Genomic DNA, 25,871 nt, shown 5'->3' on the forward strand with positions numbered 1-25,871 from the left:
ATCACCGGTTCGGACCCGGCGGACACCCGGGCCGGGCTGACGATAGGGTCCTCCTACGATGAGGGGTCATCCCCGCGCTTCACACCGCGGCCCGAGGTCGACATGGTGACAGCGACGCCTCCACCGACGACGAGACGACAGACGAAGGACCCGAAGTGAATATCCGCTCCCTCTCGAGAGGTGACGGCGTGGTGATCGGAGCAGCGGTATTGCTGTTCATCGCGTCGTTCCTCGACATCTACTCGATCGACGGAGCCCCCAGCGGCGCGGACATCCCCAGCGCCTGGGCCAGCGGACCGCTCCTGCTGAGCGTCTTCCTGGCGGGCATCATCGGCGCCGCGCTGGTCGTCGTCGCCCGCGGTCTGCCGCAGGTGCCCAAGGTCGCCGGTCTGGACCTCGGCCAGTTCGGGGTCGCGTTCACGGTCTTCGCCGCCTGGAGCGCGCTCGGCAACGTCTTCGACCCGGTCGGCGGTGTCGACAACCTCGGTGGTGGCGGCAGCGTCAGCGCCGGCACCGGTCTGGTCCTCGGCCTCGTCGCCACTCTTGTCATGGCCGCTGCGGCCATCGCCACGCCGCTGGTCCCGGCCCTGCAGGCCGGCCTCGTCCCGGCCCCCAAGCCCGCCGCCCCGCAGCCCTACGGCGCTCAGCCGCAGGGCGGGTACGGCTACCCGGGGACGCAGCAGTCGCCGTACGGCGGTCAGCCGCAGCAGGGGCAGCCCTTCGGCGCGCAGCAGCCGCACCAGCCGCAGCAGCCGCACCAGCCGCAGCAGCAGGCGGCTCCCGTCGCGGACTTCTCGCCGTTCTGGTTCGCGGTGCCGGTACCGCGCCCGCTGTTCCCGGAGGACGGCTCGCCCACGCCGATCGCCGAACTGGCTCCGGGCACCTGGTACCTGGCCGTCGAGCAGCGCGGTCCGGCCCTGGTGGCGCAGACGCAGGACGGCCGCCGGGGTGTGCTGCAGGACACGAGCGGCATCCAGCGCGGCTGAGCCCGGCCCTCGACGGCAACGGCCCCGCGCCCGCACGGCCCCTCGCCCTTCCGGGCGGGGGGTCGTTGCCGTACAGTCGCAACCGCCTGGAATCTGATGACTCGTCAGAAAGGTGGCGGGATGCGGCTCGGACTCGCGCTCGGCTACTGGGGCCGCGGCCCCGCGACGGAGCATGTCGCGCTGGCGCGGGAGGCGGAACGGCTCGGCTACGACTCGGTGTGGACCGCCGAGTCCTGGGGGTCGGACGCGTTCACACCGCTCACCTGGATCGCCGCGGCGACGTCCAGGATCAAACTGGGCACGGCGGTCGCCCAGATGGCGGCCCGCTCCCCCACCACGACCGCGATGCACGCGCTCACCCTGGACCATCTCTCGGGCGGGCGCGTGATGCTGGGCCTCGGCCTGTCGGGTCCGCAGGTGGTGGAGGGCTGGTACGGGCGCCCGTTCCCGAGCTCACCGCTCACGGCGACCCGGGAGTACGTCGAGGTCGTACGGCACGTGCTGCGCCGCGAGGCGCCGGTGGAGCTGGACGGCCGCTTCCACCCCCTGCCCTACCCCGGCCCGGACGGCACCGGCCTCGGCAAACCCCTGAAGCCGATCACGCACCCCCTGCGCGCCGATCTGCCCGTCCTGCTGGGCGCCGAGGGCCCGAAGAACGTGGCGCAGACGCTGCGGATCGCGGACGGCTGGCTACCGCTGTACTGGTCGCCGACCCGCCCGGAGGTGTACGGGGCGGCGTCGGAGGACCTGCGTGAGGGATTCGTCGTCGCCCCGATGGCCCGCGTGAAGGTCTGCGACGACGTCGCCGAAGGGCTGCTGCCGGTGAAGGCGATGCTCGGCTTCTACATCGGCGGTATGGGGCACGCGGCCCGGAACTTCCACGCCGAGCTGATGGCGCGCATGGGCTACGAGGAGGAGGCGCGCCGCATCCAGCGGCTGTTCCTGGAAGGCCGGCGGGAGGAGGCGGTGCTGGCGGTGCCGGATGCCTTCGCCGACGAGATCTCGCTCGTCGGGCCGCGCGGACGGATCGCGGAGCGGCTGGAGTTGTGGCGCAAGGGCCCGGTGACGGACCTGCTGGCGCTGGCACCGGACCCGCACACGCTGCGGGTGCTGGCCGAACTGAACAGGTAGGGCACCGCCGCGGAGCGCTGCACGGCGGTGCCCCGTTGGCCCCGTCAGCCGCGTGCGAGCTGCGCGGCGGACGGGAGCTTGTTGCGGACGGGGACGCCCGCTTTCTTGGCCGTGGCCTTCATCTTGTCGACGAGCGCGGCGTAGGACGCCGCGGCCGACTCCTCTCCCTTGCTCAGACGGGACGACAGATCCCTCAGCCCGTCGATGCCGGGCACGAGCGGGGCGAGGGCCCTGGCGAGCGCCGGATCGCCCTGCGCGTTGCGGACGGCGGCCGTGAGCCGGTTGTGGGCGAAGGTGCCGGCGAGCCCGGCCTTGGCCAGGGCGGTCCTGCGCCCCCTGGCACCCTTCTTGAACGTACCGGCGTTCCACGGCTTCACGATCCACTCGTGGACCGCCCCTGCCGCGAGCCCCGCGTTCGCCACGAACCGGGCCCTGGCGAACGTCTGCCGCTCGGCGGCGGTCGTCGGGGTGGGCGTGGGGACCGCTATGTAGGCGGCGGCCTGCTGTGCGACGCTCCCGCCACCGCAGGCGGCGGCACCGGCGAACAGCACGGAGCAGACGGCGAGCGCCACGGCGAGTGGGGGTGCCCCCTGCTCGCGGAGCTTGGGGGAGCGTATCGGTGCGGGCACGGGAGCCTCCGGGACCGGGAAGCCGACTGATCCACCGCCAGCTTCACCCACACCGCCCGGTCTTGCCGCCCGGGCGTGCCGAACGGGTGACCCGGCTGCGCACGATCCGCTCCGGAGCTCCACGGGTTTGACCCGTAGACGCCGGGCAACCCGGAGTGCATGTCCCCTCGATATCGCAACGGTGCGAATCAGGCCGGTACGGTGATCGCCGTGATCGCGGACATCATGGCCGTCATCCTGGGCCTGTGGATCCTGATGTACCTGCTGAACGCGAACCCCGCCAACGACCTGGTGCGGTTCGTCCACGACGCGGCGGCATGGCTGGCGGGCTGGTCGCACGATCTGTTCACGTTCCACGAGGCGTGGGCGCGGGTGGTCGCGGGCTACGGCCTCGCCGCGGTGGTCTACCTCTTCGTGGGCCACGCCGTCGCCAACCGCATACACCGCCACTGAGCACCACCACCGAGCACTGCCCCCGAGCGCAACAACCGCCTCGGACCCCCGGACGGTGTGGGAGGCCGCCCACGCCTCCCGACCGCCCCCACAGGCCGGGCGCACGATCCGGGGGTGTGGGGGGTATCCCCCACAAGACACAGCACGTTCCACGAGGCGTGGGCGCGGGTGGTCGCGGGCTACGGCCTCGCCGCGGTGGTCCACCTCTTCGTGGGCCACGCCGTCGCCAACCGCATACACCGCCACCGAGCACCACCACCGAGCACTGCCCCGAGCGCTGTGGCTGAGGGCAACAGCCCCAGGGGCAGCCCCGACGGCACCGGGCAGGCCACGGAGCTATGCGCAGCAGTCGGTGTCCAGGCCCAGAGGCAGCTGCTCGCCGCCGAAGACCGTGCAGGTCGGTTCGTCGCCGCCCAGGGCGGCCACGGCGAGCAGCAGGGAACCCGCCGTCCAGGTGGTCAGTTCCTCGGGCCAGATCGCCCCGTCCTGAAAGACGTAGCCCGTCCAGTACAGGCCCGTCTTCTCATCGCGCAGGTGCTGGATCGACTGGAGGATCTCCAGGGCCCGGTCGGACTCGCCCATCGCCCACAGCGTCAGGGCGAGTTCGGCGGACTCGCCACCGGTCACCCATGGGTTGGGCACGACGCAGCGCACACCGAGACCGGGCACGACGAAACGGTCCCAGTCCGCGTCGATGCGTTCCTTGGCCTCCGCGCCCGTCAGCGCGCCCCCGAGCACCGGGTAGTACCAGTCCATCGAATAGCGGTCCTTGTCCAGGAACCGCTCCGGGTGCCGGCGAATCGCGTGCCTGAGCGCGCCCACCGCCAGCTCCCAGTCGGGCTGGGGCTCTTCGCGTTGCTCGGCGATCGCCAGCGCACAGCGCAGCGCGTGGTGGATGGACGAGCACCCGGTCAGCAGCGCGTCCGCCACGTCCGTGCCGTCGTCGTGCCGCTTCCAGCCGATCTGGCCGCCCGGCTGCTGCAACCGCAGCACGAACTCGACCGCCGCGTACACCGTCGGCCACATGCGGTCCAGGAAGGTGTCGTCGCCGGTCGCCAGGTAGTGGTGCCAGACGCCCACGGCCACGTACGCGACGAAGTTGGTCTCCCGGCCGCGGTCGGTGACCTGCTCGGGGTCGCCGTCGGTGTAGGCCGCGTACCAGGAGCCGTCCTCGTTCTGATGGCGTGCCAGCCAGTCGTAGGCCCGCTCGGCCGCCGTGTGCTCCCCCGCCGCGTCCAGCGCCATCGCCGCCTCGACGTGGTCCCACGGGTCGAGGTGGTGCCCGCGGAACCACGGTATGGCGCCGTCCTCCCGCTGCACGCCGAGGATCCCGGCGACGGTCGCGGCGGCCTGCTCGGCGGTGAGGACCCCGGGCAGGACGAGGTGTTCTGTCCGGGGGGTCGTCACGTGGCGTCCGCCTCGGACAGGCGGGGCAGATGCGGCTTGGTCGCGTACGCCACGAAGCTCTTGCCGATCAGCGGGTTCAGCGCCTGCTCGGCGACCCGGGTGGCGAGCGGCTTCTTCATGATGTCCCAGACCAGCAGCTTGTGGTACGCGCGCACCGGCAGCGCCTTGTCGTTGTCGACGCCGAACGCGCACTTCAGCCACCAGTACGGGGAGTGCAGCGCGTGCGCGTGGTGCGTGCCGTACGGCTTCAGGCCCGCCTCCCGTATCTTCGTCAGCAGTTCGTCCGCCTTGTAGATACGGATGTGGCCGCCCTCGACCTCGTGGTAGGCGTCGGACAGGGCCCAGCAGACCTTCTCGGGGCCGTAGCGCGGCACGGTGACGGCGATACGGCCGCCCGGCTTGAGGACCCGGACCATCTCGGCGAGGACGCCCTTGTCGTCCGGGATGTGCTCCATGACCTCGGAGATGATCACGACGTCGAAGGACTCGTCGGGGAAGGGCAGCGCGAGCGCGTCACCCTCCATCGCCGTGGCGGTGGCGCCGGCCGGAGCCTCACCCGCCTCCTTCATCGCCGCGAACCACTTGGCGACCTCGCGGATCTCCTCGCTGCTGCGGTCCAGCGCCACGACCCGCGCACCACGCCGGTAGCACTCGAACGCGTGCCGTCCGGCACCGCAGCCGAGGTCCAGCACACGGTCGCCGGGAGCGAGCGGGAACCGGGAGAAGTCGACGGTCAGCACGTGGCCCTGCTTTCGCGGTTGGGTACGACGATGTCTTCGGCGGCCACGGAGGAGGCGGCGACCGCGGAAGCGGCGGCTGTTCCGACGGGGGCGCCCCCGCGTGAGGGCAGCCGGGAGCGGGTGCGGGCGATGGCCTCGCGGTACCGGGTCACCGTCCCCTCCGCCGCCTTCGCCCAGGTGAAGTGCCGCAGCACCCGTTCGCGCCCCGCGGCGCCGAGGCGTGCCCGCAGCTCGGGGTCCGCCAGCAGCCGGCTCAGCGCGGCGGCCAGCGCGCCCGCGTCACCGGGCTGGACCGCCAGGCAGGTCTCCCCGTCGCGGCCCGTGACCTCCGGTATGGCACCGCCCGTGGTGGCCACCAGCGGCGTACCGGTCGCCATCGCCTCGGCCGCGGGCAACGAGAACCCCTCGTACAGCGACGGCACGCACGCCACCTGGGCCGACCGCACCAGGCCGACCAGCTCCGTGTCGGAGATGCCCTTGACGAACTCGACGGCGCCCTCGAGTCCGCAGCGTTCGATGGCGTGCGCGACGGGCCCGTCCTCGGCGCGCTTGCCGACCACCACGAGGTGCGCCCCGGGGTGCTCGGTCCGCACCTTGGCGAGCGCCTCGATGAGGAAGACGAGGCCCTTGAGCGGCACGTCCGCGCTGGAGGTGGTGACGATCCGGCCCGGCACCTGCGGCACCGACGCATCCGGCGAGAACAGGTCGGTGTCGGCGCCGATGTGCACGACGTGGACGCGGTCCCGGTCGACGCCCAGGTGGTCCACGATCTCCTGGCGGGAGGTGCCGGAGACGGTGAGCACCGACGGCAGCCGGCGCGCGACCCGCTTCTGCATGCGGGTGAACGCGTACCAGCGCCGCACCGACAGCCGCCTCTTCCAGCCCTCGGCCGCGTCCAGCTCCAGCTGCCGGTCCACGGTGATGGGGTGGTGGACGGTGGTCACCAGCGGTGCGCCCACATCGCCCAGCAGGCCGTAACCGAGGGTCTGGTTGTCGTGCACGACGTCGAAGTCGCCGCGCCGGGCGCGCAGATGGCGGCGGGCGCGCAGGGAGAACGTCAGCGGTTCGGGGAACCCGCCGGTCCACATCGTGCCGACCTCGAGGGCGTCGATCCAGTCCCGGTACTCCTCGCGCTTCGGGGTGCGGAAGGGGTCGGGCTGGCGGTACAGGTCGAGGCTGGGCAGTTCGGTGAGGGAGAGACCCTGAAGGCCCTCGCCCTCGTCGAGCACGGGGTAGGGCTGCGCGCCGATGACCTCCACCCGGTGGCCGAGCCGGACCAGCTCACGGGACAGGTGCCGTACGTACACGCCCTGACCGCCGCAGAACGGGTTCCCCTTGTACGTCAGGAGCGCGATGCGCAGCGGGCGCTCGCCATCGGTGGCGGAACCCCCCTCGGGACCCGCCTCCCTGGCCTCAGCGGTCACTCTCGGCCCCTTCTTCCCTGCAGCTTCCCGCGAGACTACGCCGGGACGGTAATCTAGAACAAGTTACAGACTTGATCGTTCAAGAGCCTCTGAATCTACCGGCAGGTAGCGCCACCGTGAGCGGCGGATCGGGTGATTCGCGCCACGGCCGCCCTGCCGCCCCGCCCGATCACCCACCCCCTCACCGACCTGATCACCACCCTCACCGACTGTCACGGAACGGGACCCATGCCTGCGGAAGCCAAGGTGCCAGCCAGTACCGCGCGACCGGCGGCGGAGCCGGCCTCACCTCCGCTCACCGAGCGGCAGGAGGCGCGCCGCCGCAGGATCCTGCACGCGAGCGCGCAGCTGGCGAGCCGGGGCGGGTTCGACGCGGTGCAGATGCGGGAGGTGGCGGAGTCCTCGCAGGTGGCGCTGGGCACGCTGTACCGCTACTTCCCGTCGAAGGTGCACCTGCTGGTCGCGACCATGCAGGACCAGCTGGAGCGCATGCACGGCACCCTGCGGAAGAAGCCGCCGACGGGACGGACCTCGGCCGAACGGGTGGCGGAGACACTGATGCGCGCCTTCCGCGCGCTGCAGCGCGAGCCGCACCTGGCCGACGCCATGGTCCGCGCCCTGACCTTCGCGGACCGCAGCGTGAGCCCCGAGGTGGACCAGGTCTCGCGTCAGACCACCGCGATCATCCTGGACGCGATGGGCCTGGAGGACCCGACCCCCGAGCAGCTCTCCGCCGTCCGCGTGATCGAGCACACCTGGCACTCGGCGCTGATCACCTGGCTGTCCGGCCGCGCCTCCATCGCCCAGGTTCGGATCGACATCGAGACGGTGTGCCGGCTGATCGACCTCACGGACCCGCGCAGGCAGAAGTAGCACGAGGGATCGGCACACCGAGGGGCAGGCGCACAGAAAGACCTACGAGACGGGTTCCGGTCGACCTTCAGGTCCTTCGACCTTCCGGCCTGTCGACCGTCGACGTCGGCCACAGCGGAAGCCGAAGCTTCACGCCCCAGTCGGCATCTCCGGTTGAGTTCCTTCACTCGTCCCGTAGGCACTTTCCAGAATAGAACTTCCAGACTCGGATGGAAGGCCTCAGACCATGATTTTTTAGGTTTTTTCGGACAGTTCGCCGCAGATCCATTCCTCGGGTCTATTCCTCGGGCGGGAACACCGGCTCCCCGCTCCCCGCCAGCGTGATCACGATGGCCTCCACCGGGCAGTTCTCCGCCGCCTGAAGGATCTCCTCACCCGCGTCGGGGTCCTCCTCGACCGGGTGGGACTGCCGGCCCGCGTCGAGGCGGAAGGCGCCGGCCGCCCGGTGCACGCACTGCGCCGAGCCGATGCAGACCGAGCGGTCGACCTCGATGTGCCAGCGGTCTCCCATGCGGCTACGCCTCCCCGTACCCGGCCGGCAGGTGGATCATCTTGTGCTCCAGGTACTCGCCGTGGCCCTCGGGGCCGAACTCCCGTCCGAGCCCGGAGTTCTTGTAGCCGCCGAAGGGGCCGAGCATGTCGAGGCTGAAGGTGTTCACCGAGTACGTCCCGGTACGGACCTGCCGGGCGACCTCGACGCCGCGCTCCACGTCCGCCGTCCACACGCTGCCGCTCAGCCCGTAGTCGGAGTCGTTCGCGATCCTCACGGCCTCGCTCTCGTCGCCGTACGGCAACAGGCAGATGACCGGCCCGAAGATCTCCTCGCGGGCGATCCGCATGGAGTTGTCGACGCCGCCGAACAGGGTCGGCTCCACGTACCAGCCACGCTCCAGGTGCGCGGGCCGCCCACCGCCGGTGAGGATCTTGGCGCCCTCCTCCTGGCCGATGCGGATGTAGTCGAGGTTGCGCCGCTGCTGCCGTCGTGCCACCAGCGGGCCGACCTGCGTCGCGGGGTCCATCGGGTCGCCGACCACGAGGGCGCTCGCCGCGGCGGCGAAGGCGTCGGCGAACTCGTCGTAGCGCGAGCGCGGCACCAGGATGCGGGTCTGGGCGACACACGCCTGGCCGTTGTTCATCCACGCGGCCGGAACGACCCCCGCCACGGTCGTCTCGACGTCCGCGTCCGGCAGCACCACGGCCGCCGACTTGCCGCCCAGTTCCAGGGTCACGCGCGTCAGGTTCCGCGCGGCGACCTCCATGACCCGCTTGCCGGCCGCGACCGAGCCGGTGAAGGACACCTTGTCGACCCCGGGGTGCCCCACCAGATACTCGCTGATCTCGCGGTCGGCGGGCAGGATCGACAGCACACCCTCAGGCAGCCCGGCCTCACGGGTGATCTCCCCGAGGAGGTAGGCGTCCAGCGGGGACTCGGGCGACGGCTTGAGCACGACCGTGCAGCCGGTCAGCAGCGCGGGCGCGAGCTTGGCGGCGGCCACGAACTGCGGCACGTTCCACGGCACGACGGCCGCCACGACCCCGACCGGCTCGCGCCGCACCAGGATCTTCCCGAGAACACCGTCGCGCCGCTCCTCGTACTCGAAGGTCCGCGCGACCGTGATCGCCGCGTCCCACACCATCATCGCGCCGAGCGCCTGCGCGAGGACGCTCCAGGAGTAAGGGGAGCCGTTCTCGCAGGAGATCACGCGTGCGATCTCCTCGTGCCGTACCGCGATCGCGTCCTTGATCCTCGTCACGACCCCGATCCGCTCGTCGAGCGTCATGCGCGGCCAGGGACCCTCGTCGAAGGCGCGGCGGGCCACGGCGACGGCCCGGTCGACGTCCTCCCGTGAGGCGTGCGGCACCCGGCCGATGACCTCCTCCGTGTGCGGGGAGACCACCTCGATGACGTCCTCGCCCAGGGGATCGGTCAACTCCCCGCCGATGAACAGCTGTCCGTGTTCCACGAGCTCGGTCATGGCGACTGCCTCCTGCGGGAGCCGGCGGTACCGTTCCTGACGGCATGTCAGAACTGATACCAGTTCTGGTGCAACTAAGCCAGGGTCGCGGTCGGATGGGCCCCCACCAGCGGTTTTGCCGCCGGTGAGCGGCCGCCATGGCACCTGGGCCGCCCGTGGGCCGCCGTCCCCGGCCCAGGCGGCCCGAACGTGCGGCCGAGCGGGCCCGTTAGGCTTGGGCACTCCGACGGGCCGCCGCCCGCCGCCCGGCGGGAGGGTACGGCACTCGTGCGGCTACCCGCACCACCACATCCAAGGACGGCAACCGAGTGTCTTTCTTCACCATCGGCCACCGCGGCGTCATGGCCGCCGAGCCGGAGAACACCCTGCGCTCCTTCCTGCGGGCCGAACGCGAGGGACTGGACGGCATCGAACTGGACCTGCACCTGAGCAGGGACGGCGAGCTGGTCGTCATGCACGACGACACGCTGGACCGCACGACGAACGGCTCCGGTCCGATCGCCGACCAGAAGCTGCGGAGGCTCAAGAAGCTCGACGCCGGCCTCGGCGAGCGCATCCCCACGTTCGCCGAGGTGCTGGACGCCGTTGGGCCGACGCTGCCGATCCAGGCGGAGATCAAGGACGTGGCCGCCGCCCGGTCGCTGGCCAAGGTTCTCACCGACCGCGACCTGCTGGACCGGGTCTCGGTGCTGTCGTTCCACGACGTGGCGCTGATCGAGATCCACAACCTGCTGCCGCAGGCCCGCACCGTGCTGGTGGCAGGCCCCAGCGCGCACCGCGACACCTTCGTCGGCCGCGCCCAGAAGGTCGGTTGCACCCTGGTCAGCGTGGAGCTGCGCCAGCTGAACCGGGCCATCGTGGAGAAGTGCGGCGCCGCCGGCATCGACGTGATGGCCTGGACCGTCAACGACGAGCGCGACCTGGCGCTGGCCCGGGCGCTGGGCCTGGTGGGCTGCGTGACCGACCAGCCCGACATGAAGCGACTGGTCGAGGCCACGGCCTGACCCAGGGCCCGAACGGAGCTCCCGCAGGACACTCCGACGTGGAACCAGTTCTAGTTATAGTGGGCGGGGGCCACGGGCGGGCGGAGGCGGGATGACCACGAGCCGGGGCGGGGAGCCGATGACGCAGGCGCGCGACCACGGCGGGGGCGTACGGTCCTTCCGGGTCCCCATCCCGGACAACCCCCTCGGCCACACGCTCGTCCACGTCCTCGACACCGACCGCGGCCCGGTGCTGATCGACACCGGCTGGGACGACCCGGACTCCTGGGACGCGCTCTCGGCGGGGCTGGCGGAGTGCGGGACCTCGCCCGCGGAGGTCTTCGGCGTCGTCATCACCCACCACCACCCCGACCACCACGGCCTGTCGGGCAGGGTCCGCGAGGCGTCGGGGGCGTGGGTCGCGATGCACGCGGCGGACACCGCGGTCGTACGGCGGACCCGCGGCACCCGCCCCGAGCGCTGGTACACGTACATGGCCGACAAACTGGCCGCGGCCGGCGCCCCCGAGGAGCACCTGGCCCCGCTGCGCGCCGCGCACGGCCGCCGGGACCTGCCGGGCCTCGCGCCCGCGCTGCCCGACCGGGAGATCGTCCCCGGGGAACTGCTCGACCTCCCCGGCCGCCGCCTGCGCGGAATCTGGACGCCGGGGCACACACCCGGCCATGTCTGCCTCCACCTGGAGGAGGAGCATCCCGCCGGACTCCACGGCCACGGGCGCCTGTTCTCGGGGGACCATCTGCTCCCGGAGATCACCCCGCACATCGGTCTGTACGAGGACCCGGACGACACCACCGTGACCGACCCCCTCGGCGACTACCTCGACTCGCTCGAACGCGTCGGGCGCCTGGGGGCCGCCGAGGTGCTGCCCGCACACCAGCACCCGTTCACCGACGCGCCGGGCCGCGTACGGGAGTTGCTGGCCCACCACGGGGAGCGGCTGACCGGGCTGCTGGCCCTGTTGTCCGTCCCGCTCACCCCGTGGCAGCTCGCCGAGCGCATGGAGTGGAACCGCCCCTGGGAGCACATCCCGTACGGCTCACGGCACATCGCCGTCGCCGAGGCCGAGGCCCATGTGCGCCGGCTGGTGAAGCTGGGGCGGGCGGAGGCGGTGGCGGGGAGCGATCCGGTGGCGTACGCGGCGGTGTGAAAAACGCCGGCACCGCACGTTCCACGAGACCCGATGGGAGATCCGGCCGGATCTCCGGGCTCTGCGCCTGCGACCCCGGTCACATTCCGACCGCAGGTCGTGCGACAGGGGTCACACCGTTCGGTTCCCTTCCGTATATCCCTTCTGGGCAGTGCGTGACCCACCCCGTGACACGCCCCACGTGACCACCGTCACCTACGACGTCGGGCCGTAGATCCAACGGCATGGCATGCATGCGCCAATTGCCCGCCCGACCTGCGGATTGAGAGCCAGGTCACACACCGAGCGTTTCCGACGGATGCGGCCACAACTAGTAAAAGGGGTCATTGCGGACACCCCCTCGGCCTGCTTCTCTGGATGACGTCGCCAGGCGCCGACGAGCCCACCCGGGTCGCGGCGCCGACGCATGCCCCACCGCCTCCCGCGGTTCCGGCATGCGGGCGGCCCCCGAGTCCCCGACGAAAAGGTTTCCTGTGACCGTCTCCTTCATCCGCCGCATCGCCTCCCCGAAGAGGGCCGTCGCCGCCACCACCGTGGCCGCTGCCGCCGCCGGCGCGCTGCTCGCCTCCGCGCCCGCCCAGGCCGCCACCCCGACGACGGCCTCCGCCTCGCCCTCTTCCGTCCAGGCGACCGCGCACCAGATGATCCCGGACCCGGCGCAGTACGCAGCGTTCAACAAGATCGTCTCGCATGAGAGCGGCTGGAACATCCACGCCACCAACACCTCCTCCGGCGCCTACGGCCTGGTCCAGGCGCTGCCCGCGTCGAAGATGGCGTCCGCCGGCTCCGACTGGAAGACCAACCCGGCGACCCAGATCAAGTGGGGCCTGAACTACATGAACTCCCGCTACGGCAGCCCGGTTGCGGCGTGGAACTTCTGGTCCACCCACCACTGGTACTGATCGAGCCGATCACACCCGACCGCGAAGGCGGCGGCCCCGGATCCGGGGCCGCCGCCTTCGGCGCTGCTCACGGCCGTGGCGACGGCCGTGCCGGCGCTGATGGCGTCGGGGCGGGAGTGACCTGCGCGGCCTCGGGGGAGGCAGGGGCGAGGCGTGGGGATGCCCCTGCCTCCCTCGGGACGGGCCGGCGGCGCCGGGAGGCGTGCGGCCCGGGTCCGTCGGTCAGCCCACGGTGACGCGGAGTTCCTTCACTCCGTTGATCCAGGCGGAGCGCAGGCGGCGTGGGTCCCCGGCCGGTTCGATGCCCGGCATGGCGTCGGCGATCGCGTCGAAGATGAGGTCGATCTCCAGCACGGCCAGGGACTTGCCGAGGCAGTAGTGCGGGCCTCCGCCGCCGAAGCCCAGGTGCGGGTTGGGGTCGCGGGTGATGTCGAAGACGTCCGGCTGGTCGAAGACCTCGGGGTCGTGGTTGGCGGAGGAGTAGAAGAGTCCCACCCGGTCGCCCTTGCGGATCTGTTTGCCGCCGAGTTCGGTGTCCTGGGTGGCGGTGCGCTGGAAGACGTTGACCGGGGTCGCCCAGCGGACGACCTCCTCCGCGGTGGTCCGGGGCCGCTCCCGCTTGTAGAGGTCCCACTGGCCGGGGTGGGTGAGGAAGGCGTGCATGCCGTGCGTGATGGCGTTGCGGGTGGTCTCGTTGCCGGCGACGGCCAGCATCAGCACGAAGAACCCGAACTCGTCGGAGCTGAGGTTCCCCTCGTCCTCGGCGGCCACCAGCGTCGTCACGATGTCCTTCGCCGGGCACTGCTTGCGGTCCGCGGCCATGTTCATGGCGTAGGCGATGATCTCGCCGGCCGACCGGACGCCGACCTCCTCGGTGATGGCGTACTCGGGGTCGTCGTACGCGATCATCTTGTTGGACCAGTCGAAGATCTTGACCCGGTCTTCCTGGGGGATGCCGATCAGTTCGGCGATGGCCTGCAGCGGCAGTTCACAGGCGACCTGGGTGACGAAGTCGAAGGGGCCGTCGTGGGCGAGCGCGCCCCGGACTATGGCGCGTGCGCGGGCCCGGAGCCTGTCCTCCAGGGCCCGGATGGCGCGCGGGGTGAAGCCGCGCTGCACGATCTGGCGGACCCTGGTGTGCTCGGGCGGGTCCATGTTCAGCATGATCAGCCGCTGTGCGTCGATCGCGTCGCGCTCGATGTGCTCGTTGAAGCGGATGATCGCGGTGTTGAGGGACGAGGAGAAGATCTCCGGGTGCGTGGAGACGTACCTGACGTCGGCGTGCCGGGTGACCGCCCAGTACCCCTCGTCCTGGAAGCCCGCGAGCCCGGCCGGCTGGGGTATCCAGCGCACCGGCTCCGCCCGGCGCAGTGCGGCGAACTCCGGCAGGGGCACGCGGTGGTGCAGCAGATCGGGATCGGTGAAGTCGAACCCGTCGGGCAGCGCGGGACAGGGCATGGGCGACCCCCACCATTCTTCTGTCTGACGGCCTATCAGGTTGCCGTGAAGGTAGTAACGGGTTCTACAAGCCGCAAGGGGCGCGGCGCCCCGATCGCGTGCGAGACTCGTGCAGATCACGACTCCGGAGGCTGCACGACCCTTGCGGCCTTGGACTCCCTGTCAGCACACTGCACACAGAACTAGAACGCGTACTAGTTCTGCGTGGCGGGCGGGCCGGGACGCCCGCGCCGCGCGGGTGACCGAGGAGAGGACGAGCCCCCCATGGCCGCGGAACCCGTGATCGTCGAAGCCGTGCGCACCCCCATCGGCAGGCGCGGCGGCGCGCTCGCCCAGCTGCACCCCGCCTACCTCCTGGGCGAGACCTACCGCGAACTCCTGGGCCGCACCGGCATCCCCGCCGACTGCGTCGAACAGGTGGTCGGCGGCACGGTGACCCACGCCGGCGAGCAGTCGATGAACCCGGCGCGCACGGCGTGGCTGACGATGGGCCTGCCCTACGAGACGGCCGCGACGACGGTCGACTGCCAGTGCGGCTCGTCCCAGCAGGCGTCGCACATGGTGGCCAACATGGTCGCGGCCGGAGTGATCGACGTCGGCATCTCATGCGGTGTCGAATCCATGTCCCGCGTGCCGCTGGGCTCGGGCTCCAAGCACGGTCCGGGCAAGCCCTTCCCGGACGAGTGGAACGTGGACCTGCCGAACCAGTTCGAGGCGGCCGAGCGGATCGCCCGCCACCGCGGCCTCACCCGCGAGAACGTGGACGCGCTCGGCCTCATCTCCCAGGAGCGGGCGGCGATCGCCTGGTCGGAGGAGCGGTTCAAACGCGAGACGTTCGCCGTGCAGGTGCCGACGACGGAGGAGGAGCAGCGGGCCGGCCAGGGCATGTGGCGGCTGGTCGACCGGGACGAGGGCCTGCGCGACACGTCGCTGGAGGCGCTGTCCCGCCTGAAGCCGATCATGCCGACGGCGGTGCACACCGCGGGCAACTCCTCGCAGATCTCGGACGGCTCGGCGGCGATCATGTGGGCGTCGAAGCGGATGGCACGCGCGCTGAAGCTGCGCCCGCGGGCCCGGATCGTGGCCCAGTCCCTGGTGGGCGCGGACCCGCACTTCCACCTGGACGGCCCGATCGACGCGACCAGGGCGGTACTGGGGAAGGCCGGGATGTCCCTGAAGGACATCGACCTGGTGGAGATCAACGAGGCGTTCGCGTCGGTGGTCCTGAGCTGGGCCCAGGTCTTCGACCAGGACCTGGAGAAGGTGAACGTCAACGGGGGCGCGATCGCACTGGGCCACCCGGTGGGAGCCACCGGAGCCCGGCTCATCACGACGGCCCTGCACGAACTGGAGCGCGCGGACAAGGAGTTCGCGCTGGTGACGATGTGCGCCGGAGGCGGACTGGCCACCGGGACGATCATTCAGCGGTTGTGACCGCCCAGGAGACGAACGCCGGGAAGGTGGCGGGCGCGAGGGCGAGTACCGGACCGACGGGGGTCTTGGAGTCGCGTAGGGCTACAGTGGCGCAAGGGGTTTCGGCGATCGACTCCACCCGCAGCTGTGGCTGCATGAACCCCGCTGTCACCCGATCACGCAGCACCCCGCCCGGCCCTCTCACCACAGCGTCGCGATCAGGATGATTATCCCCGCAAGAAAGCCGAAAGCTATGGGACCGCACACGCCCAGCGACAACAAATCGTCGTGCGCTTCCCGGTCGTAGTCGTCCAAGGTGCCGACGAAGCACCAGCCGGGGCGGTCGCGCCGATAGAGCACGGGCACCTGCTGCCCCAACTCCGGTGGTGCGTCGAGCGGTTTCGCCTTCGACGTGGCACGCACCGACTGACCTGACTCAGTGACGAATTCGACCGTCGTCCTGTAACCCACGTGGATGAGGCCCGATTCGTCGGACTCCCAGGCATCTTGCCACCCGGCCGTCACGCCAGTGGTCATCGTCAGGGAGGGACGCACACTGCGGGCACGCGTCCACAGCAGTAGGGCGGATCCCGTCAACAACGCCGTCGGCGCGAGCCAAAGCCACACCACCGCACGCCACATGCTGCTCAACCTGCGACTCCCTCCTGACGACTCTTCGCAGGTGGCCGAGTAGCGGCTCACCCGCTCCCCACACAGGCGGGACCGTCATCCATGCCGGCCGTCGCACGGTCGCGTTGCCTCGTCACACCTCCGCGACCACGCAGTGATGAGCCGATACGTCGCTGATGAGCTTGCCAGAGTCGCGGCCACGGGTCATCGGTGGAACTACGTACATCGCACGCACAAGAGTTCGTAGCGCGATCCTCGTGAAGTGTCCTCGCTGCAGCCGGGAGCGCCGCCTCCCCCGGTCGTGACGAACTCTCGGTACACCTGGGGCAGCCTCATGACCAGGGCGCGTGACGATCTCCTGCTGGAGCATTGGGAGCGTCGGTTCCCCGGAACACACAAGGAGCTTTCCAGTCGGCCGGTGAGGTCCCCGCACGCATTGGACGGTCACAGGGCCACCGGCCGCCTGCTGGACCGAGACGAACAGAGAATCCGCACCACCGTGAACTGTTTCAGCGGCAGCGTCCCAGCCTGCGTGCGTATCGACGCTCCCGGGCGCGGAAGCAGCAACGAGACCGTGCGTGAACCACCGCGATCGACTACCTTCCGCGCACTCCGCTGCTCGACGTCAGCTCAGCATCTGGAGCGCAGAGCCAGGTTTTTCCTGCCCGTCACCTTCGACCGCAGTGGTCTTTCCGCCACTGGAAGAACCGGTCAGCGGTGTTGGTGATGACGCCGTCGACACCCCACGACGTCGCGGTCCGCCATTTGCTGTCGCCGTCGACGGTCCACACGAACGTCTGGACACCGGCCGCGTGGAGCCGGCGCACCGCGTCGGGGTGCACCGAGAGGCTGTTGAAGTTCACCGCGTACGCGGCGAGGGAGAACTTCCGCGCCGTGGCCACGGGATCCCCGTCGAGCCTGTCCCGGAGCAGGGCCAGTTTGATCCGGTACGGGGAGGCCGCCGCGTGCCGCACGATGGTCTCGTCGAAGGACTGGACGACGGTGCGCTCGGTCATTCCGGTCTCGGAGACCATGCGCAGGATGTGGTCGACCGCCGCGGGCGTCTGTGGCCCCTTGATCTCCAGGAGGAACCGGACCGGCAACGCCTTGACGGCGGCCAGCGCCTGACGCAGGGTCGGGACGCGCCCGCCGCCCCTCACCGTCAGCGCGGACACCTGCTGCGCGGTGAGCCGGTCGATGCGGCCGGTTCCGTCGGTCGTCCGGTCCACGGTGGCGTCGTGCATGATGACCGGCTCGCCGTCCTCGGTGACCTGCACATCGGTTTCCACGTAGTCGGCTCCGTGAGCCGCTGCCGCCTGGAAGGAGGCGATCGTGTTCTCCGGGGCGCGCCGGGGAGAGCCGCGGTGCCCGATGACACGGGTGCCGGAGCAGTCGGCGACGGGGCTCCGCGTCGGCTCGTGAGCCGTCGGCGTTCCCGACGTCCGGCCGGTCAGTGCGGCGACGCACAAGGTCACGACCGCCGCGGACGTCAGCCCGATGGGCAGCGCACGTCTGCCACGCGGTTTCGGACGGGCCGAACCGGGCGTACCACGCCGTGCCATGTACGCAATCCCCCGTATGCCCCGTGGATGAACGTTGAGTGAAGCCGTGAACCCGGCGATCCTACTGGACGGTTCACAGGGTCCACATCGGACTCGCAGTCAACTTCCCTACTCGGCTGGACGGCTTTTGACGCTCCGTCGCCCGGGGCCGGCGACGAGGCACGCGACCGGTTCGGTTCCGGTACGGGACGCGAGATGGATCACAGAATGACCGGCGGCGAGTACGCGGGCGCGTCCACGTTCATCGCCGAGTACGCGCCGGACGAGAGGCGCGGCTTCCTCGGGAGCTGGCTGGAGTTCGGCACGCTCGCCGGGTACGTCGGCGGCGCGGGCCTGGTCACCCTGATGACGGCGCTGCTGTCCTCCGACGACCTGGTGTCCTGGGGCTGGCGGATCCCGTTCCTGATCGCCGGCCCGATGGGCGCCATCGGGCTCTACCTGCGGCTGCGCCTGGAGGAGACCCCGGCGTTCGCGGCCGAGGTGGACAAGGCCGAGGCCGAGCGGCCCAAGGTGCCGCTGCACGAGATGATCGCCGGCCGGTGGAGGGCGCTGCTGCTCTGCATCGGGCTGGTGCTCGTCTTCAACGTCACCGACTACATGCTGCTGTCGTACATGCCGAGCTACCTGACCAGTGAGCTGAAGTACGACGAGACGCACGGGCTGCTGGTCGTGCTCGCCGTGATGGCGCTCATGATGATCGTGCAGCCCTTCCTGGGCGCCCTGTCCGACCGGGTCGGCCGCCGCCCGGTGATCGCGGCGGGCTGTGCCGGGTTCCTGTTCCTGTCCGTGCCGGCCCTCCTGCCGATCCGCCAGGGCAGCCTGCTCGCGGTCGCGCTCGGCACGGGCGCGCTGGGCCTGCTGCTGGTCTGCTTCACGGCGGCCATGCCGTCCACGCTGCCGGCCCTCTTCCCGACCCGGGTCCGCTACGGCTCGCTGTCGATCGGCTTCAACGTCTCGGTGTCGCTGTTCGGCGGCACGACCCCGCTGGTGGTCACGGCGCTGATCGGCGCCACCGGGAACATGATGGTGCCCGCGTACTACATGATGGCGGCGGCCGTGATCGGCGGTGCCGCGGTGTGGTTCATGACGGAGTCGGCGGGCCGTCCGCTGCCGGGTTCGGCGGCGTCGCTGGAGCGCGCGGAGCGCTGATCCCTCCCATCCGGCCGGTCCGGTGACGCGCCGCTCGACCGGGCGGTGCGTCACCCGAGCGGTGGAAATCCGCTGACACGGCACCCTGCCCTGGCTATATTCGTTAGAGAGTCTAGTTAGGCGATCTAACCAGCCACACGAAAGGCATGGTGCATGAGTACAGCGCAACAGCTCTGGGACGACGTGGACGCGTACTTCACGGACCTGCTCGCCCCCGAGGACGAGGCGCTCACGGCGGCCCTGCGGGACAGCGACGCGGCGGGCCTGCCGCACATCAACGTGGCGCCGAACCAGGGCAAGCTGCTCCAGCTCCTGGCCCGGATCCAGGGCGCGCGCCACATCCTGGAGATCGGCACTCTCGGCGGATACAGCACGATCTGGCTGGGCCGCGCCCTGCCCGCGGACGGCCGGCTGATCACACTGGAGTACCAGGTCAAGCACGCCGAGGTCGCCCGGCGCAACCTCGAACGGGCGGGCCTGGCCGGACGCGCGGAGGTGCGCGTCGGCCCGGCGCTCGAGTCGCTGCCCAAGCTGGCCGAGGAGCAGCCCGAGCCGTTCGACCTGGTGTTCATCGACGCGGACAAGGTCAACAACGCCCACTACGTCGAGTGGGCGCTGAAGCTGACCCGCCCCGGCAGCCTGATCGTTCTCGACAACGTGGTCCGCGGCGGCCAGGTCACCGACGCGGGCAGCGAGGATCCGAGCGTGCGGGGGACCCGGGCCGCGCTGGAACTGATGGCCTCGAACCCGAAGTTGAGCGCGACGGCGGTACAGACGGTCGGCAGCAAGGGGCACGACGGGTTCGCGCTGGCCCGGGTGGTGGGCTGACAAGGGGGCCGCTCAGGCCTCGTGGTAGAAGCCCACGTTGACGCTGCGGGGGGCGGTGCGGTCCTGTATGACGAGCTCACCGGAGGCGCCCTGCGGGAGCTGGGCCGTCCCACCGTAGGCCAGGGGCTGGGCGGGGTGTCCGGCGAGTGCGAGCACGACCTCGGAGGAGGGATCGGGCTGGGAGCCGCGCACCCAGGTGACCTGCCAGACGCCGTCGCGGCCGCACTGGAACTCCAGATGGACACGGGAGACGAACAGCCAGTCGTCCGGGGTCGCCAGCCGGCACACGGACCTGTCCCGGCCCACCCGCAGCACGGTGCCCGGGTCGCTGGGCGCGTCGGCCATCTGCATGCCGGCCGTCGCCCCGACGTCCGCCGCGGAGACCGAGGCCATGGTGAGTTCGAGCACGTGCGCTCCTTCTGGGTGCGGGCGGTTCAGGTGCGGGCGTACAAGTGTGCTGCGGTCCGTCCCGGTTGGCGTGCCGCGCCGGAATGATAATTCGCCCGATCGCCCCGTCGGGTCACGTCCCGCACAATGAACCCATGACCGAGCGCAAGCCACCCGGCGTCAGCTTCGAGTCGTTCGCCGACAAACAGATCCGGGACGCCCAGGCGCGGGGAGAGTTCGCGAACCTCCCCGGCGCGGGCGAGCCCTCACCTGCCGTCAGCGACACGGCGTACGACGAGCTGTGGTGGATCAAGCGGAAGATGGCCCGCGAGGGGATCTCGGTCCTGCCGCCCACGCTGGCCCTGCGCAAGGAGGCGGAGGACACGCTGGCGGCGGCCGCTCAGGCACCGTCGGAGCGGGTGGCGCGGCGACTGGTCGAGCAGCTGAACGTGAAGATCCGCGACATGATGTTCAAGCCGCCCCCGGGCCCGCCGCTGGGCCTGAAGCCGTACGACGTGGAGGCGGTCGCCCGGGAGTGGCGCGAACGCCACGGGGGGCGCCCGGAAGCAGACTGAGCGCCCGGAAGCGGGCGCGTGCGGGGAAGGCTGCAGGCCGACCACACCGGCCGTCGGGCCGGCGCCATGGCAGAACGGGCGGGGCCGACCCGGAGACGTACTCCTGGCCGACCCCACCCGCCTGGGCCCTGACGACAGGGCCCAGGGCCGCTCACATGTCTCACATGCTCAGCAGCCGCTCCGCCGTCGCCCGGTAGTCCCGCAGTGCCAGCCGCAGCTGTTCCGTGTCGGCCGTCGGGTGGCTGGCGTCGCCCGTCTCCTGCCAGGACGCCTTCAGGGTGCGGCGCCGGGAGGACACGGCCTCCGCGAGGCGCGAGGCGACCTCCTGGACCACCTGGTCCGCCTCCTCCACGGCCTCCTTGGGCCGGTCGACGAACCTGCCGACCGCGTGCTGCAACCGCAGCTCGAACTGGTCGCACTCGTCCCGCGGCAGCAGCCGGGGCTCCCGCGGGGAGCCCGCCACGGCCGGCCGGGGCTCTCCGGTCTCGGGCCGGAACTCCGCCGCCGACCGGGGCTCGCCCGTCCCGGGCAGGTGGGCGCCCCCGCCCCCGGCCTCCCCTGCCTCCGGCCGGAACTCCGCACCCGGCCGGGACTCACCCGTCTCGGGCCGGAACTCCGCACCCGACCGGGACTCACCCGTCTCGGGCCGGAACTCCGCCGCCGACCGGGGCTCTCCGGTGTCGAGCCGGCGCCCCGTCGCTTCCGGGCGTTCGGCGGCGCCGCCCGGTGTCCATTCCGTCATCACCCTCAACTCCCCTTCACATGCTGCCTGTGGAAAGCCCACGGCAGACGGGACTGCCCGGCGCTGCCGGCGGCGTGCCGGGGCGTCTTGTCCGTGGGGCCGGCCGACTGCCGGCGCGGGGGTGCCACCAGGTCCTCGAAGAGGGCACGCGCTTCCAGCATGGCCTCGCGCATCTCCTCGGTGCTCGCGCTTCCGGAAGTGCCGGTGTCCGGGGCGTGGGCGGCCCGGTGCAGCCGGCGGTAGCCGTGGACGTGGTGGGCGTGGTGCACGGACAGTGCGTCGAGCTGCTCCTCGTAGCGGGTGCCGTCCGGGAAGCCCCGTACGCCCGCCAGCTCGGCGAGCAGCCGGTCCGCCTCGGCCACCGCCTCACCCGGGGAGTCGACGAAGCGCTTCTGTGCGGCCGCCCAGCGCGCGGCGTACCGTTCGCGCTCGGCCGGCTCCAGCGGGTGCTCGTTCAACGCGCCGTACTTGTTCAGCCGCTCGGTCAGTTCCCGCTCCGCGGCCTTGGTGTCGCCGTCGTGCCGGGCCACGGTCCGCTCGTACTCGGGTCCGAAGCGGCGCGTCAGGCCCCGCCCGCCGCCCGCGCCCCGGGCCCGTGGGGAAACGGCGGCCGCGCCCGCGAGGGCGGCCGCCACGATCACGATCACGATCAGAGCGATGATCCAGCCTGTGGACATGGGTGCCTTCCGGGGTTGCCTTCAGGTCTTACGGCCCGGCGGGCCGTCTCCCGCCCGGGTTGCCCGGACGGAGGCCCCCAAACGAACCCCCGGCTTCCGCCCCGCCGACAGACCGGGAGGGCGTGCGTAATTCGTTTGCGCGCCCCTACGCCGGGCGCCGGGAGAATGGTCCTCGACACCCGGAACGACCTGGTGGAGGCCCGCGCCCTGTACACACGCCCGGGGTACGAGGAGACCGCGCCGTACACCGCGCCGTACAACGACAACGACTACGCCGAGCGCTGGTTCGCCAAGCAGCTGGGCTGAGCACCGGGCGGCCGGTCGCAGAACCGGACGACCGGTCCGGTCGCAGGACTACACGGCCCGGCCGAGCTGTCGTGGGGTCGTCGAGCCGTTGTGCGGGCGTTCCGCGTCCGAGCCGCACAGCTCCGCGTTCAGTTCCTGGACCAGCTTGCTCAGGTCGGTCGGGCGGTCGGGGCCCCACCAGTCGCCGAGCAGTTCGGCCAGGGACTCCTCACGCGCCTCGGCGAGGCGGTCGGCGACCTCGCGGCCCTCTTCGGTCAGGACCAGGTCGAGCCCTTCGCGCACGCCCAGGCGCCGCTCCTCCGCCTGCCGTGCGGCGGCGATGATGACGGGCAGCGGAACGGAGCTGCGCTCGGCGAGCAGCGCTGGCTCCGTCCAGCCGTACTTCTTGATCCGCAGCAGCAGCCAGCTCGTCGCGGGCAGCAGGTCGTACCCGGCCCGCCGGGTGATCTTCTCGTAGATCTCCCGGCGCCCCTCCCGGGAGCCGAGCAGGGACAGTGCGCGGCCGGCCTCCTCGTACGACGAGCGGTGCACCGGGTTGCTCGCCAGGGTCTCCGAGACGTCCGGCGCCGTGACCGAGCCGCGCAGCGGGTCCTCGCGCAGGAACCAGGCCAGGACGAAGCCGAGCAGAGCGACCGGGGCGGCGTAGAGGAAGACATCGGTGATGGAGGAGGCGAACGCGTGCAGCACCGAGGGCCGTACGGCGGGCGGCAGGGCCGCGAGACCGCGTGGGTCGGCCTTCAGGGCGGCCGGGGTGACGCCCGGCGGCAGCGGATGCCCGGCGAGCGCGGCCACGAGCTTGTCGGCGAGGCGGTTGGCGAAGACGGTGCCGAAGACGGCCACGCCGAACGAGGCGCCGATGGAGCGGAAGAAGGTGGCGCCGGAGGTGGCGACCCCCAGCTCCTCGTAGGCGACGGCGTTCTGCACGATCAGCACCAGGACCTGCATGACGAGGCCGAGGCCGAGGCCGAAGACGAAGAAGGAGCCGCTCATCTCGGCGGTGCCGCTGTGCTCGGTGAGCCGGTGCAGCAGGAGCAGGCCGATGGTGGTGACGGCGGTGCCCGCGATCGGGAACGCCTTCCAGCGGCCGGTGCGGCTGACGATCTGGCCGGAGGCGGTGGAGGACAGCAGCATGCCGGCCACCATCGGCAGCATGTGCACACCGGACAGGGTGGGGCTGATGCCGTGGACGATCTGCAGGAACGTCGGCAGGTACGTCATCGCGCCGAACATCGCGAAGCCGACGATGAAGCTGATGACGGCGGAGAGCGTGAAGGTGCGGACGCGGAACAGCTTCAACGGCAGGACCGGTTCGACGGCACGGCGTTCGACGAGGAGGAAGGCCACCAGCAGGACGGCGCCGAGGGCGGCCAGGCCGGCGATCTGCGGCGAGCCCCAGGCCCAGGTGGTGCCGCCGAGTGAGGCGACGAGGACCAGGCAGGTGGCGACGGAGGCGATGAGGAGGGTGCCGAGGTAGTCGATGACGTGCCGTTCGGCCTTCCGGGGGATGTGCAGCGCCGTGGCGATGACGGCGAGGGCGATCACGCCGACGGGCAGGTTGACGTAGAAGACCCACCGCCAGCTGAGGTGCTGGGTGAACAGCCCCCCGAGCAGCGGGCCGAGGACGCTCGTGGCACCGAAGACGGCGCCGAAGAGGCCCTGGTAGCGGCCCCGCTCACGGGGCGGGACGATGTCGCCGACGATGGCCATCGACAGCACGATGAGCCCGCCGCCGCCCAGGCCCTGCAGAGCGCGGAAGCCGATCAGCTCGGGCATGTTGCGGGCCATGCCGCACAGTGCCGAGCCGATCAGGAAGAGCACGATCGCGGCCTGGAACAGCTTCTTGCGCCCGTACTGGTCACCCAGCTTGCCCCACAGGGGGGTGGCCGCGGTGGAGGCGAGCAGATAGGCGGTGACCACCCAGGACAGATGCTCCAGACCGCCGAGGTCGCTGACGATGGTGGGCAGCGCGGTGGAGACGATCGTCTGGTCCAGAGCGGCCAGCAGCATGCCGAGCAGCAGTGCGCCGATGGAGACGAGGACACCACCGCGCACCCCGGCGTCGCCGAGCGCGCCCCGTGCGGCGGTGGAGTCGCCGGTGCCCGCACCGGTGGCGGCGCCGGGTATGGCGGGCTCCGCCGGCGGTGTGTCCTCCCTCGCCGCCCTGCCCTGGGTGTCATCGGTCATGAAGGCCTCCCGTCGACGGTCGTACGACCTCCGTGCGTTGTCGTCCCACCGTGCGCTGTCGTCCATCGTGCACTCTCATCGTGGTCGGTGTGACCTGTTATGGCCTGTTGAGTCCTGATGGGAAGGAGGAGTTCCGGGGGCTGCCGGAAGATTCCGTGAGGGAGATCTGCATAATTCCTGGAATTCGGCGGGGAGGGGGCCCACGCGTGAACGGACCGAACGGACAGGCCTGCCCGGAGTGCGCGGCACCGCGACGAGGGGACGGTACGCCGTCGTGCGGGTGCACGCGACGGGCGGCCGAGGCACTCCGGGAGGCGCGGACGGCGGAGGCGGCAGCGGCGGAGGACTTCGATCCGCTGCGGATCAGACCGTATGTGGAGCTGGGGGACGAGACGGTACGGCTGGGTGCCGTACCGGCGGAGGAGCCGGCGGCGACGGTGCGGCAGCGGACCGTGCCGGACGAGGCGGAGGCGACGGTGCGGTTGGGGGCCGTACCGGGAGAGCCGGAGGGGACGGTGCGGCCGGCTGCCGTGCCGGACGGGACGGTGGCCCTGCCGGCGGTGTCCGACGCGGGGGAACGGGTCGGTGCCGTGCCCTCGGGCGGCGAGCCGCGGCCCCGGCGCCTGCGGCGCACCACCGTGCCGGTCGCCGCGGGGGCACTGGTCGCGGTCGTGGCGGCGGCAGGCTACGCGAGCGGACTGTTCTCCTACGACCCTCCGCGGCGGGACGGCGCGCTGCCGCAGGAGATACGGGCGAGCGCGCCGGAGCCCTCGTCGCCGGACGGTACGTCGGCACCGGCCGCCACGGTGTCCGTGGCGGCGCCTGCACCGGGCGGGAGAACGTCGCCGAGCGGGAGCCCCTCGCCGAGCGGAGACCCCTCACCGAGCGGGAGCCCCTCGCCGTCGAGCGCGTCCCCCACCCGCACGCCGCCCACGTCACCGACACCGGGCGTCGGAGCGACGACCACGCCGGCCACCCCCACGGCATCCCCCACCTCGGGCACCCAGCCCCACCGCGGCCCCGATGTGCTGCGCACCGGTGACGAGGGCCCGGAGGTGGAGGAACTGCAGCTCCGCCTGCGTCAACTGGCCCTGTACCTGGGCCCGGCGAACGGCACCTACGACACCGAGGTGGAGAACGCGGTCCGCAACTACCAGGTCGGCCGGGGCATCACCCAGGACGAGCCGGGGGTGTACGGGACGGCGACGCGAACGAAGCTGGAAGCGGAGACGACCCGGCCGTAGCGCACGGTTTGTGCCGCGGGAAGCGGCCCGGGTCTCGGCCGGCG

The 25,871-nt window shown here is 71.5% G+C and carries 26 protein-coding genes and 1 pseudogene; 13 read left to right on the forward strand and 14 right to left on the reverse strand.

The window, feature by feature from the left end; genetic code table 11:
* Positions 1 to 155: 155 nt before the first annotated feature.
* Together AC5WS8_RS04655 and AC5WS8_RS04660 are read left to right on the forward strand one after the other, a co-directional pair.
* The gene (locus AC5WS8_RS04655; protein ID WP_496101990.1) at positions 156 to 986 is read left to right on the forward strand and encodes a hypothetical protein; all 831 of its coding nucleotides are present in this window, start codon (positions 156 to 158) and stop codon (positions 984 to 986) included.
* Positions 987 to 1,106: 120 nt separating this feature from the next.
* Positions 1,107 to 2,117, forward strand: a complete 1,011-nt coding sequence (locus AC5WS8_RS04660) for an LLM class F420-dependent oxidoreductase (protein ID WP_496101991.1) — start codon at positions 1,107 to 1,109, stop codon at positions 2,115 to 2,117.
* A 44-nt stretch (positions 2,118 to 2,161) separates the two neighbouring features.
* Here the strand turns inward: AC5WS8_RS04660 and AC5WS8_RS04665 are convergent, their stop codons facing one another.
* The gene (locus tag AC5WS8_RS04665) at positions 2,162 to 2,746 is read right to left on the reverse strand and encodes a hypothetical protein (protein WP_496101992.1); all 585 of its coding nucleotides are present in this window, start codon (positions 2,744 to 2,746) and stop codon (positions 2,162 to 2,164) included.
* 159 nt (positions 2,747 to 2,905) lie between these two features.
* Here AC5WS8_RS04665 and AC5WS8_RS04670 point away from each other — a divergent pair, with 159 nt between their 5' ends.
* The gene (locus tag AC5WS8_RS04670; RefSeq protein WP_496101993.1) at positions 2,906 to 3,199 is read left to right on the forward strand and encodes a hypothetical protein; all 294 of its coding nucleotides are present in this window, start codon (positions 2,906 to 2,908) and stop codon (positions 3,197 to 3,199) included.
* 336 nt (positions 3,200 to 3,535) lie between these two features.
* Here AC5WS8_RS04670 and AC5WS8_RS04675 read toward each other — a convergent pair whose 3' ends face one another.
* From AC5WS8_RS04675 to AC5WS8_RS04685, 3 genes are read right to left on the reverse strand one after another with little or no spacing between them, the layout of a single operon-like run.
* Positions 3,536 to 4,606, reverse strand: coding sequence for a prenyltransferase/squalene oxidase repeat-containing protein (locus AC5WS8_RS04675; protein WP_496101994.1), 1,071 nt, complete (start codon positions 4,604 to 4,606; stop codon positions 3,536 to 3,538).
* Positions 4,603 to 5,346: a class I SAM-dependent methyltransferase gene (locus tag AC5WS8_RS04680; protein ID WP_496101995.1), complete on the reverse strand. Its 744-nt coding sequence runs from the start codon at positions 5,344 to 5,346 to the stop codon at positions 4,603 to 4,605. The genes AC5WS8_RS04675 and AC5WS8_RS04680 overlap by 4 nt, the downstream gene beginning before the upstream one ends.
* Positions 5,340 to 6,770: a glycosyltransferase family 4 protein gene (locus AC5WS8_RS04685; RefSeq protein ID WP_496101996.1), complete on the reverse strand. Its 1,431-nt coding sequence runs from the start codon at positions 6,768 to 6,770 to the stop codon at positions 5,340 to 5,342. Before AC5WS8_RS04685 ends, AC5WS8_RS04680 begins: the two co-directional genes overlap by 7 nt.
* Before the next feature lie 228 nt (positions 6,771 to 6,998).
* Between AC5WS8_RS04685 and AC5WS8_RS04690 the strand changes: the two genes are divergently transcribed.
* Positions 6,999 to 7,643, forward strand: a complete 645-nt coding sequence (locus tag AC5WS8_RS04690; RefSeq protein ID WP_496102408.1) for a TetR family transcriptional regulator — start codon at positions 6,999 to 7,001, stop codon at positions 7,641 to 7,643.
* A gap of 277 nt (positions 7,644 to 7,920) precedes the next feature.
* On the opposite strand, the gene AC5WS8_RS04695 is transcribed toward AC5WS8_RS04690, so the two are convergent.
* Together AC5WS8_RS04695 and AC5WS8_RS04700 are read right to left on the reverse strand one after the other, a co-directional pair.
* Positions 7,921 to 8,154 (reverse strand): ferredoxin, encoded by a 234-nt coding sequence (locus tag AC5WS8_RS04695; protein WP_496101997.1) that lies wholly within the window; start codon positions 8,152 to 8,154, stop codon positions 7,921 to 7,923.
* A 4-nt stretch (positions 8,155 to 8,158) separates the two neighbouring features.
* A complete protein-coding gene (locus tag AC5WS8_RS04700; protein ID WP_496101998.1) occupies positions 8,159 to 9,619 on the reverse strand; it encodes an aldehyde dehydrogenase in 1,461 nt (486 codons plus the stop codon).
* A 308-nt stretch (positions 9,620 to 9,927) separates the two neighbouring features.
* On the opposite strand from AC5WS8_RS04700, the gene AC5WS8_RS04705 reads away from it, so the two are divergent.
* The 3 genes from AC5WS8_RS04705 (at position 9,928) to AC5WS8_RS04715 (ending at position 12,672) form a co-directional block, all read left to right on the forward strand.
* Positions 9,928 to 10,623 (forward strand): glycerophosphodiester phosphodiesterase, encoded by a 696-nt coding sequence (locus AC5WS8_RS04705; protein ID WP_496101999.1) that lies wholly within the window; start codon positions 9,928 to 9,930, stop codon positions 10,621 to 10,623.
* A gap of 118 nt (positions 10,624 to 10,741) precedes the next feature.
* Entirely contained in the window at positions 10,742 to 11,770 is a 1,029-nt protein-coding gene (locus AC5WS8_RS04710) for a Strvi_7410 family MBL fold metallo-hydrolase (protein ID WP_496102409.1), read from the forward strand.
* Positions 11,771 to 12,243: 473 nt separating this feature from the next.
* Positions 12,244 to 12,672, forward strand: a complete 429-nt coding sequence (locus tag AC5WS8_RS04715; RefSeq protein ID WP_496102000.1) for an aggregation-promoting factor C-terminal-like domain-containing protein — start codon at positions 12,244 to 12,246, stop codon at positions 12,670 to 12,672.
* Positions 12,673 to 12,894: 222 nt separating this feature from the next.
* On the opposite strand, the gene AC5WS8_RS04720 is transcribed toward AC5WS8_RS04715, so the two are convergent.
* The gene (locus tag AC5WS8_RS04720) at positions 12,895 to 14,130 is read right to left on the reverse strand and encodes a cytochrome P450 (protein ID WP_496102001.1); all 1,236 of its coding nucleotides are present in this window, start codon (positions 14,128 to 14,130) and stop codon (positions 12,895 to 12,897) included.
* A gap of 264 nt (positions 14,131 to 14,394) precedes the next feature.
* Here AC5WS8_RS04720 and AC5WS8_RS04725 point away from each other — a divergent pair, with 264 nt between their 5' ends.
* Complete coding sequence (locus AC5WS8_RS04725; RefSeq protein WP_496102002.1) at positions 14,395 to 15,564, forward strand: steroid 3-ketoacyl-CoA thiolase; 1,170 nt, start codon at positions 14,395 to 14,397, stop codon at positions 15,562 to 15,564.
* Here AC5WS8_RS04725 and AC5WS8_RS04730 read toward each other — a convergent pair.
* From AC5WS8_RS04730 to AC5WS8_RS04740, 3 genes are all read right to left on the reverse strand, one after another.
* Positions 15,548 to 15,700 carry a DUF397 domain-containing protein gene (locus tag AC5WS8_RS04730; protein ID WP_496102003.1) on the reverse strand — a complete coding sequence of 51 codons (153 nt, stop codon included), beginning with the start codon at positions 15,698 to 15,700 and terminating at the stop codon, positions 15,548 to 15,550. The genes AC5WS8_RS04725 and AC5WS8_RS04730 overlap by 17 nt on opposite strands.
* Positions 15,701 to 15,744: 44 nt before the next feature.
* Positions 15,745 to 16,194 carry a hypothetical protein gene (locus tag AC5WS8_RS04735; RefSeq protein ID WP_496102004.1) on the reverse strand — a complete coding sequence of 150 codons (450 nt, stop codon included), beginning with the start codon at positions 16,192 to 16,194 and terminating at the stop codon, positions 15,745 to 15,747.
* A gap of 647 nt (positions 16,195 to 16,841) precedes the next feature.
* Entirely contained in the window at positions 16,842 to 17,735 is an 894-nt protein-coding gene (locus AC5WS8_RS04740) for a glycerophosphodiester phosphodiesterase (RefSeq protein WP_496102005.1), read from the reverse strand.
* Between the two features lie 210 nt (positions 17,736 to 17,945).
* Between AC5WS8_RS04740 and AC5WS8_RS04745 the strand changes: the two are divergent.
* Together AC5WS8_RS04745 and AC5WS8_RS04750 are read left to right on the forward strand one after the other, a co-directional pair.
* Positions 17,946 to 18,884: pseudogene (locus AC5WS8_RS04745) on the forward strand (MFS transporter); the annotation flags it as partial.
* Positions 18,885 to 19,037: 153 nt separating this feature from the next.
* Positions 19,038 to 19,712: an O-methyltransferase gene (locus AC5WS8_RS04750; RefSeq protein ID WP_496102006.1), complete on the forward strand. Its 675-nt coding sequence runs from the start codon at positions 19,038 to 19,040 to the stop codon at positions 19,710 to 19,712.
* Between the two features lie 12 nt (positions 19,713 to 19,724).
* On the opposite strand, the gene AC5WS8_RS04755 is transcribed toward AC5WS8_RS04750, so the two are convergent.
* The gene (locus tag AC5WS8_RS04755) at positions 19,725 to 20,120 is read right to left on the reverse strand and encodes a hypothetical protein (protein WP_496102007.1); all 396 of its coding nucleotides are present in this window, start codon (positions 20,118 to 20,120) and stop codon (positions 19,725 to 19,727) included.
* Between the two features lie 134 nt (positions 20,121 to 20,254).
* Here AC5WS8_RS04755 and AC5WS8_RS04760 point away from each other — a divergent pair, with 134 nt between their 5' ends.
* The gene (locus tag AC5WS8_RS04760; protein WP_496102008.1) at positions 20,255 to 20,674 is read left to right on the forward strand and encodes a DnaJ family domain-containing protein; all 420 of its coding nucleotides are present in this window, start codon (positions 20,255 to 20,257) and stop codon (positions 20,672 to 20,674) included.
* Positions 20,675 to 20,834: 160 nt separating this feature from the next.
* Here the strand turns inward: AC5WS8_RS04760 and AC5WS8_RS04765 are convergent, their stop codons facing one another.
* Both AC5WS8_RS04765 and AC5WS8_RS04770 read right to left on the reverse strand, forming a co-directional pair.
* Positions 20,835 to 21,416, reverse strand: a complete 582-nt coding sequence (locus tag AC5WS8_RS04765) for a hypothetical protein (protein WP_496102009.1) — start codon at positions 21,414 to 21,416, stop codon at positions 20,835 to 20,837.
* Between the two features lie 5 nt (positions 21,417 to 21,421).
* Positions 21,422 to 22,093 (reverse strand): hypothetical protein, encoded by a 672-nt coding sequence (locus AC5WS8_RS04770; RefSeq protein ID WP_496102010.1) that lies wholly within the window; start codon positions 22,091 to 22,093, stop codon positions 21,422 to 21,424.
* Between the two features lie 165 nt (positions 22,094 to 22,258).
* Between AC5WS8_RS04770 and AC5WS8_RS04775 the strand changes: the two genes are divergently transcribed.
* A complete protein-coding gene (locus AC5WS8_RS04775) occupies positions 22,259 to 22,399 on the forward strand; it encodes a hypothetical protein (protein WP_496102011.1) in 141 nt (46 codons plus the stop codon).
* 48 nt (positions 22,400 to 22,447) lie between these two features.
* On the opposite strand, the gene AC5WS8_RS04780 is transcribed toward AC5WS8_RS04775, so the two are convergent.
* Complete coding sequence (locus AC5WS8_RS04780) at positions 22,448 to 24,583, reverse strand: DHA2 family efflux MFS transporter permease subunit (protein WP_496102012.1); 2,136 nt, start codon at positions 24,581 to 24,583, stop codon at positions 22,448 to 22,450.
* 206 nt (positions 24,584 to 24,789) lie between these two features.
* On the opposite strand from AC5WS8_RS04780, the gene AC5WS8_RS04785 reads away from it, so the two are divergent.
* Positions 24,790 to 25,827 (forward strand): peptidoglycan-binding domain-containing protein, encoded by a 1,038-nt coding sequence (locus AC5WS8_RS04785; protein ID WP_496102013.1) that lies wholly within the window; start codon positions 24,790 to 24,792, stop codon positions 25,825 to 25,827.
* Positions 25,828 to 25,871: the final 44 nt, after the last annotated feature.

Source organism: Streptomyces sp. PTL18, from assembly GCF_059510295.1.